The following is a 7,640-nucleotide window of genomic DNA, read 5'->3' on the forward strand; positions in this document are numbered from 1 at the left end:
GGTCTCGGTGGTGAGAACCAGCGCGGCGATGGAGGCTGCGTTGCGGAGGGCCGCACGCGTGACCTTCACCGGGTCGATGACACCGGCGGCGATCAGGTCCTCGTACTCGCCCGACTTGGCGTTGAAGCCGTTGTTGGTTTCGAGTTCGGCAACCTTGGCCGTGACGACGTAACCGTCGAAGCCGGCGTTCTGGGCGATCCAGCGCAGCGGCTGGACCAGCGCGCGGCGGACGATGCCCACAGCTGCGGCGGCGTCGCCTTCGAGGGCCTTCACTGCCGGGTCCTCGTCGAGGGCCTTCAGTGCGTGGATCAGCGCGGAACCGCCGCCGGCCACGATGCCTTCTTCGAGGGCGGCGCGGGTGGAGGACACTGCATCTTCGATGCGGTGCTTCTTTTCCTTCAGCTCAACCTCGGTGGCTGCGCCGACCTTGATCACGCCGATGCCGCCAGCCAGCTTGGCCAGACGTTCCTGGAGCTTTTCCTTGTCCCAGTCGGAGTCGGTGCGGGTCAGCTCGGCGCGCAGCTGGGAAACCCGGGCTGCGACGTCTTCTGCGGAACCGGCGCCGTCAACAATGGTGGTGTTGTCCTTGGTGACCGTGATGCGGCGGGCAGTACCCAGCACCTCAAGGCCAACGGTGTCCAGGCTGAGGCCCAGTTCCGCGGAGACAACCTGCGCACCGGTGAGGGTGGCGATGTCCTGCAGCATGGCCTTGCGGCGGTCGCCGAAGCCCGGAGCCTTGACGGCAACCACGTTCAGGGTGCCGCGGATACGGTTCACGATCAGCGTGGAAAGGGCCTCGCCGTCGACGTCTTCAGCAATGATGAACAGCGGCTTGGAGCTCTGCAGCGCCTTTTCCAGCAGCGGCAGGAATTCCTGCACGGAGGAGATCTTGCCCTGGTTGATCAGGATGAGGGCGTCCTCGAGGACGGCTTCCTGGCGCTCTGCGTCGGTGACGAAGTACGGGGACAGGTAGCCCTTGTCGAACTGCATGCCTTCGGTGAGGACCAGCTCGGTCTGCGTGGTGGAGGACTCCTCGATGGTGATCACACCATCCTTGCCGACCTTGCCGAATGCCTCGGCGAGGAGCTCGCCGATTTCGTCGCTCTGGGCCGAGATGGCAGCAACGTTGGCCACCTGGGTGCCTTCAACCGGGCGTGCGTTCTCGAGCAGGCGGGCGGCAACGGCTTCAACGGAAACCTCGATGCCGCGCTTGATCTGGCCCGGAGCAGCGCCGGCAGCAACGTTGCGCAGGCCTTCCTTGACCAGTGCCTGTGCGAGGACGGTGGCGGTGGTGGTGCCGTCGCCGGCAACGTCGTTGGTCTTGGTGGCTACTTCCTTGGCCAGCTGTGCGCCAAGGTTCTCGAACGGGTCATCAAGCTCAACTTCACGGGCGATGGTGACGCCGTCGTTGGTGATGGTGGGTGCTCCCCACTTTTTGTCGAGAACAACGTTGCGGCCGCGGGGGCCGAGCGTCACCTTGACAGTGTTGGCGAGCTTGTCGATGCCGGCTTCAAGTGACCGGCGGGCAGCGTCGTTAAACGCAAGCTGCTTTGCCATGGTTTTGTCCTTTCAAGACAGAAACCCCGCGCAGCTGACCGGCAGGGTGCAGGTTCAGCGGCGCGGGGATCCAAAGAGTTACTTTACGACGATCGCCAGGACGTCGCGGGCGGAGAGCACGAGGTACTCGGTGCCGCTGTGCTTGACTTCGGTTCCGCCGTACTTCGAGTAGATAACGACGTCGCCGATGGCAACATCGAGGGGAACGCGGTTGCCGTTGTCATCGAAGCGGCCGGGGCCTACTGCAACAACTTCGCCTTCCTGCGGCTTCTCCTGTGCGGAGTCCGGGATAACCAGGCCGGAAGCCGTGGTCTGCTCGGCTTCGAGCGGGCGGACAACAATACGATCCTCAAGAGGCTTAATAGAGACCGACACTCGGACCTCTCCTTTACGTCAGCAAATTTATGGACTGGAAAACTGTTCCGCCGTGGCTGGCTGACCGTCGTCGCGGTGCCGGCAGCAGCCTGGCTGAAAGCTCTTCATGTGTTAGCACCCTCCTAGGGAGAGTGCTAATGACGACTCTATGTAAGTAGTTAGCACTCGGTCAAGGCGAGTGCCAGAATTATGTCCCCAGTGAACAGCCTCAACGTCCCGCGAGGTCCTCGAAGTCGACGTCCTCGTCGCCGTCGTCGGTTCCGTCAGTGGTGGTGCCGCGCCTGAGGTAGAGCACCACGGCGGCGCCTATGGCGGCCAGCAGCGAGATGACCAGCAGGATGATCCCGCCGATGCGGGCCCCTGCGTAGAGGCCGCGAATGTCACGTGCTTCGTCCGTTGCGTCCTGGATATCCTTGCCGCCCACCGAGTAGACCGTGGCGTTGAAGGTGTCCAGGAAGAAGATGATGACCAGCAGCGCGATGCAGACCACAGCCACGGCAGAACCGGCAATCAGCGCCGGGCGGGCGAACTTCACCAGGTCCGCATTCGTGGATCGGGGCGGTTCGGACGGCTGGCTGCCTGCACTGTCTGTCATGCCTTCCACCCTAGCGGGAACGGGCTGCCGGGCCATCTCCACTACGCTTGAACCCATGGCTCAAGCACCGCAGGACCAGATCGCCCCACTCCTCACCAGCGAAGGCTGGGAGCTGCTGGCGTCCCTGGGACCCTACCGCGAAGACAAGGCCTTTGAGCTCAATTCGGCGCTCCGCAAAGCGGGCCACTCCCCCGAACTGGTGTCTGCAGTCCTCACCCAGTCGAGGCTGCGCACCAAGGCCGAACTCAAATTCGGCGAGTTCGCCCGAAGCATGCTTTTCACGCAGGCAGGCCTGGAACAGGCCACCCGCCTCAACGTTGCGGCCCGCCACGCGGAACGCTTCGCCCAAGCCGGCATCCGCCACGTGGCTGACCTCGGCTGCGGACTCGCCGCGGACTCCCTTGCCCTCGCCTCGATGGACATCACCGTCACTGCCGTGGAGATGGACGAGACCACTGCTGCCTGCGCCACGGTGAATCTCATTCCATTCCCCAACGCCACGGTGGTGCATTCGGATGCCACCGCTGTTTCCCTGGAAGGGGTCGACGGCGTCTGGCTGGATCCCGCACGCCGGACCACGTCGACGTCGGGCACCAAAAGGATCTGGGACCCTGAGGCGTTTTCGCCGCCGCTTTCCTTTGTGGAATCGCTGGCGGCCACGGGACGCGCTGTCGGGGTCAAGATGGGCCCCGGAATGCCGCACGAATCGGTGCCGGCGGACTGCGAAGCGCAGTGGGTATCGGTGGCCGGCGACGTCACCGAGGTGACGCTCTGGTTCAACGCGGTGCGCCGGCCGGGAATCCGCCGGGCTGCGCTGCTGCTGGGGCCGCAGGGCGCCGCCGAGCTCACCAGCGCGGAGGATTTCGACGGCGGACCGGTAGCGCCGGTGGGTCCGCCCGAGGGGTATCTCTACGAGCCGGATGGTGCAGTGATCCGCGCAGGCCTGGTGGCCGACGTCGCACGTGAGCTCAACGGGCACCTGCTGGATGAGCACATCGCGTACATCTGCGCGCCGGAACTGGTGGACACACCGTTCGCCCGGGCCTACAAGGTCCTGGAAGTGATGCCGTACAACGTCAAGGCGCTCAAAGCCTGGGTCAAGGACAACGGCATCGGCGTGCTGGATATCAAGAAGCGCGGCACGTCCGTCACGCCTGAGGAACTGCGCAAGCAGCTTCTGGCCGGAGTTAGAACCGGCAAAAAGGCCGGAACCACAACAGCCACCCTGGTCCTGACCCGCATCGGGGAGGACCGGGTGGCCATCGCGGTGGAACCCGTCTAAGCCGTTGCTGTCTGCGCCTTACTGCGCGCGCATGAACTCTTCGGCGGCACGGACCTGTTCGTCGGTGGGACGGACACCCGTGTAGAGCACAAACTGCTCCAATGCCTGGATGGTGGCCACTTCCGCGCCCGTGATGACCGGTTTTCCGGCGATGCGTGCCGCCGTGATCAGGGGTGTTTCAGCCGGGAGTGCCACGACGTCGAACACCACTTTGGCCGCGGCGATCACAGTTTCGGGGAACGCCAGCGAGTCGGCTTCCGGACCGCCCTCCATGCCAATCGGCGTGACGTTGATGATCAGGGCGGCCGTCCCGCCGTCGAGCTCTGCCTGCCACCGGAACCCGTACTGCTCTGCGAGCGCCCGCCCGGTGGCCTCGTTCCGCGCAATCACTGTGACGTCCGTGAATCCTGCGTCCCGCAGCGCAGCGACGGTCGCTTTCGCCATGCCGCCGGCACCCTGGACCAGTACCGAGTAGTCAGTGGGAACGGCGTTGACCGCCAGCAGCTGCTCAATGGCCGTGTAATCGGTGTTGTATGCCTTGAGGTGTCCGTTGGTGTTCACGATCGTGTTGACGGAGTCGATGGCTTTCGCGGAGGGGTCCAGCTCATCCACGAGCGCGATCACATCTTCCTTGTAGGGCATGGACACCGCGCAGCCGCGGATCCCGAGGCCGCGGACGCCGGCGATCGCCTGGGCAAGATCCGTGGGCGCGAAGGCCTTGTAGATCCAGTTCAGGCCCAGCTGGTCGTAGAGGTGGTTATGGAAACGGGTCCCGTTGTTGCTGGGCCGGGCCGAGAGCGAGATACACAGGGTCATGTCTTTATTGAGTATGGGCACCCGTCCATTAAAGCGCCGCTTGCCCTGCTCATGGGGTTGCCCCGGCAATCAGCCGCGGCGGATTCTAGGGGCAGCCGGTTCCCGCGGGGAAGGTTCCGACGGCGGCGGGCAGCTTCCCCGGTGCAGCAGCCTTCCCTGCCAGGACGTTCGCCAGCGCATCGAAGGCGCCCTGGGTCCGGCCGTACAGCGCGATTTTCGTGGGGGCAGTGGAGGCACGCAAGGGCCAGGGCGCATCCAGTGCCACGGCGATGTCGCCGTCAGCAGGAGGCCCGTTGTAGCCGATGAGGGTCACCAGCGGGCCGCTCCCGGTGGCCAGCCCGGCCTTCGCAGCGGCCGCCGCGAAGCGCGCCCTGTCCTGCGGCGAACCACCGGCGAGCTGGACACTGCCCGGGGCCAGGGGCCCGCTGCACGCCCCGGACACCACGGTGACCGCTGCGGCGGAGACACTGGCGGACAGCGCGTTGCCGCTTCCCGGCGCCGCTCCCGCTGGTGGGGCAGGTTGTGCGGCAACGCGCCCGCGCCAGGTCAGCATGGTCGCGACACGCTGTGCGGCTTCGGTGAGCCTCTCAGCGGGCAGCGCGCCGGCGGCAACGGCCTGCACGATGGCGGCGTGGGCCAGGCCCGCGTCAGCCGGCATCAGCAGCAGGTCCGCGCCGGCGGACAGCGCTGCCGGGGCGGCGGAGCCACCCGGGTAGTGCTTCTTCACCGCACCCATGTTGAGGGCATCGGTGATGGCGACGCCGTTGAAGCCCAGCCCCCGCAGTGCGGCGTAGGTGGGCCCGGATAACGACGCCGGGACGCCGGGTTCGAGGGCGGGCACGGCGATGTGCCCTGTCATGACCATGGGCGCGCCGGCTGTGATGGCAGCCTGGAACGGCTTCCAGTCGCGGGCTTTGAGCTCGTCCAGGCCGGCGGGCTGCACCGGAAGGTCATGGTGCGAGTCCACAGCGACTGAACCGTGCCCGGGAAAATGCTTGACCGCCGGCAGGACCCCGCCCGCCAGCATGCCTTCGAAGAACGCAACGCCCAGCACCCCGGCGGCGTCGGGGTTCCCGGACATGGAGCGGGCTCCGATGGTGGGATCCGCCGGGCCCACGGTCACATCCGTGTCCGGGGCGAAGTCCACGTTGAAGCCCAACGGCGCCAGTTCGGCGGCGAGGCCGTTTGCAGCCTCCTTGGCGAGGGCCAAATTGCTGGCGGAGCCGTAACTCATGGGGGTTGTGCAGACGGTAAGGGGGGAAAAGAGGAGGGAAAAGACCGCGCCCTCCTGGTCCACGCCGATCAGTCCGGGCCATGGCCTGCCGTCAGCGCGGGCGGCCTGGGCCAGCCGCGTGTTGATCGCCGTCATGGCAACCGGGTCCACCTTGCCGTTGGCATCAAGGGGGACATTGTCGCCCATGATGATGGAGCCCGAGAGATGCAGCCGTTCAATGGTGGCCGCGTGTGCTTCCACGTTCGTGCCGGTGTAGAACGGCATGAGCACCTGGCCTGCCTTCTGCTCCACCGACATCGCAGCCACAGCCGCGGCGGCGGTGTCCTGGTCCCGCTGTTCAGGACCCCAGCCAAGGGACCGCAGCCCCGGGTCCGGTGCGGGGGAAGCGGGCGGGGGTGCCGTCGTCGGGCTCGGTGATCCCGTGGGCGAAGCTGTGGCGGAAGCTGCTGGAGAGGCGGAAACGGAGCCCGATGACACGGGAGCGGCGGCGGGGACAGCCGAGCAGCCAGCCATCGCGGCTACGGTGGCGGCAGCAGCCAGAATAAGGGTGGTTTGATGAAAAGAGTCACACGTCCGCGGGAACAAGGCCATCGGAACCATGCTACCCCTGCACTAGACTTGAACGCGGCGTGCGCCGGGCACAACGGGAACAGTTAGGGGAACGCATGAAGATTGATTTCGCTTCATCGAAGCAATCAACTCTTGGTGTGGAATGGGAGCTGGCACTCGTTGACGGTGAGACCGGCGAACTGGCCTCGGTGGCCAACGAGGTACTCCGCGGTGTTGCGGCCAAGCACCCCGAACTGAACGAAGACGACGAACACCCGCACATCAAGCAGGAACTGCTGCTGAACACGGTGGAGCTGGTCACCGGCATCTGCGAGACCGCCGGCGAAGCCAAGGAAGACCTCAGCCGGTCGCTCGCAGCCGTCCGCGAGATCACCGATCCGATGGGCGTGGAGATCTTCTGCGCAGGCAGCCACCCGTTCAGCCCGCCGCAGCTCCAGCCGGTCACGGACAAGGCCAGGTACGCCAAACTGATCGACCGCACCCAGTGGTGGGGCCGGCAGATGGTCATCTACGGCGTGCACGTCCATGTGGGGCTGGACCGGCGCGAAAAGGCCCTTCCGGTACTCGACGGGCTGGTCAACTATTTCCCGCACTTCCAGGCGCTCTCGGCGTCGAGCCCGTTCTGGGGCGGCGAGGACACCGGCTACGCATCACAGCGTGCCCTGATGTTCCAGCAGCTGCCCACAGCTGGCCTGCCGTTCCAGTTCCGGTCATGGGAAGAATACGAGTCCTACGCCCAGGACATGTTCACGACCGGGGTGATCGACTCTTTGTCCGAAATCCGCTGGGACATCCGGCCCGTCCCGCAGTTCGGCACCATCGAGATGCGCATCTGCGACGGCCTCGCCACCCTGGAGGAAGTCGGCGCGATTGCCGCCCTCACCCAGTGCCTCGTGGACGAGTTCTCCACCACCCTGGACAACGGCGGAACCATCCCCACCATGCCCCCGTGGCACATCCAGGAAAACAAGTGGCGAGCCGCCCGTTACGGCATGGACGCCATCATCATCCTGGACGCTGCCGGCAACGAGAAGCTGGTCACGGAGCACCTGATGGAAACCCTCAACCGGCTCGAGCCGGTGGCAGCGAAGCTCGGCTGCCCCGACGAACTGACCGACGTCGAGAAGATCATCCGCCGCGGCGCCGGGTACCAGCGCCAGCGCCGGGTGGCTGCCGAGCACGGCGGCGATTTGCGCGCCGTGGTGCTGGAC

7 protein-coding genes are annotated in these 7,640 nt (G+C 65.9%); 2 read left to right on the top strand and 5 right to left on the bottom strand.

Annotated features, from left to right (window positions below; genetic code table 11):
- The 3 genes from groL to DBR22_RS05380 form a co-directional block, all read right to left on the bottom strand.
- Positions 1-1,557 (bottom strand): chaperonin GroEL (gene groL / locus DBR22_RS05370; protein ID WP_108598129.1); only part of this gene is annotated, 1,557 nt, incomplete at its 3' end.
- A gap of 78 nt (positions 1,558-1,635) precedes the next feature.
- Positions 1,636-1,932, bottom strand: a complete 297-nt coding sequence (gene groES / locus DBR22_RS05375; RefSeq protein ID WP_108598130.1) for a co-chaperone GroES — start codon at positions 1,930-1,932, stop codon at positions 1,636-1,638.
- A 208-nt stretch (positions 1,933-2,140) separates the two neighbouring features.
- Positions 2,141-2,527 carry a hypothetical protein gene (locus DBR22_RS05380; protein WP_108598131.1) on the bottom strand — a complete coding sequence of 129 codons (387 nt, stop codon included), beginning with the start codon at positions 2,525-2,527 and terminating at the stop codon, positions 2,141-2,143.
- A 55-nt stretch (positions 2,528-2,582) separates the two neighbouring features.
- Between DBR22_RS05380 and DBR22_RS05385 the strand changes: the two genes are divergently transcribed.
- Positions 2,583-3,809, top strand: a complete 1,227-nt coding sequence (locus DBR22_RS05385) for a class I SAM-dependent methyltransferase (RefSeq protein ID WP_108598132.1) — start codon at positions 2,583-2,585, stop codon at positions 3,807-3,809.
- A gap of 18 nt (positions 3,810-3,827) precedes the next feature.
- On the opposite strand, the gene DBR22_RS05390 is transcribed toward DBR22_RS05385, so the two are convergent.
- On the bottom strand, positions 3,828-4,646 hold the full coding sequence (locus DBR22_RS05390) for a shikimate 5-dehydrogenase (RefSeq protein ID WP_258229049.1): 819 nt from the start codon (positions 4,644-4,646) through the stop codon (positions 3,828-3,830).
- A gap of 64 nt (positions 4,647-4,710) precedes the next feature.
- Positions 4,711-6,156 carry a glycoside hydrolase family 3 N-terminal domain-containing protein gene (locus tag DBR22_RS05395; RefSeq protein WP_108598134.1) on the bottom strand — a complete coding sequence of 482 codons (1,446 nt, stop codon included), beginning with the start codon at positions 6,154-6,156 and terminating at the stop codon, positions 4,711-4,713.
- Positions 6,157-6,524: 368 nt separating this feature from the next.
- On the opposite strand from DBR22_RS05395, the gene DBR22_RS05400 reads away from it, so the two are divergent.
- Positions 6,525-7,640: glutamate--cysteine ligase (locus tag DBR22_RS05400; protein ID WP_108598135.1), on the top strand; the 1,116-nt coding region annotated here is incomplete at its 3' end.

The sequence above is a fragment of the Arthrobacter sp. HMWF013 genome, from assembly GCF_003061105.1.
GTDB lineage: Bacteria > Actinomycetota > Actinomycetes > Actinomycetales > Micrococcaceae > Arthrobacter.

Excerpts from the sequence above, each read along its gene's own strand:
- DBR22_RS05380 (WP_108598131.1), bottom strand. The coding sequence starts at position 2,527 with ATGACAGACAGTGCAGGCAGCCAGCCGTCCGAACCGCCCCGATCCACG.
- DBR22_RS05385 (WP_108598132.1), top strand. The coding sequence starts at position 2,583 with ATGGCTCAAGCACCGCAGGACCAGATCGCCCCACTCCTCACCAGCGAA.
- DBR22_RS05395 (WP_108598134.1), bottom strand. The coding sequence starts at position 6,156 with ATGTCGGTGGAGCAGAAGGCAGGCCAGGTGCTCATGCCGTTCTACACC.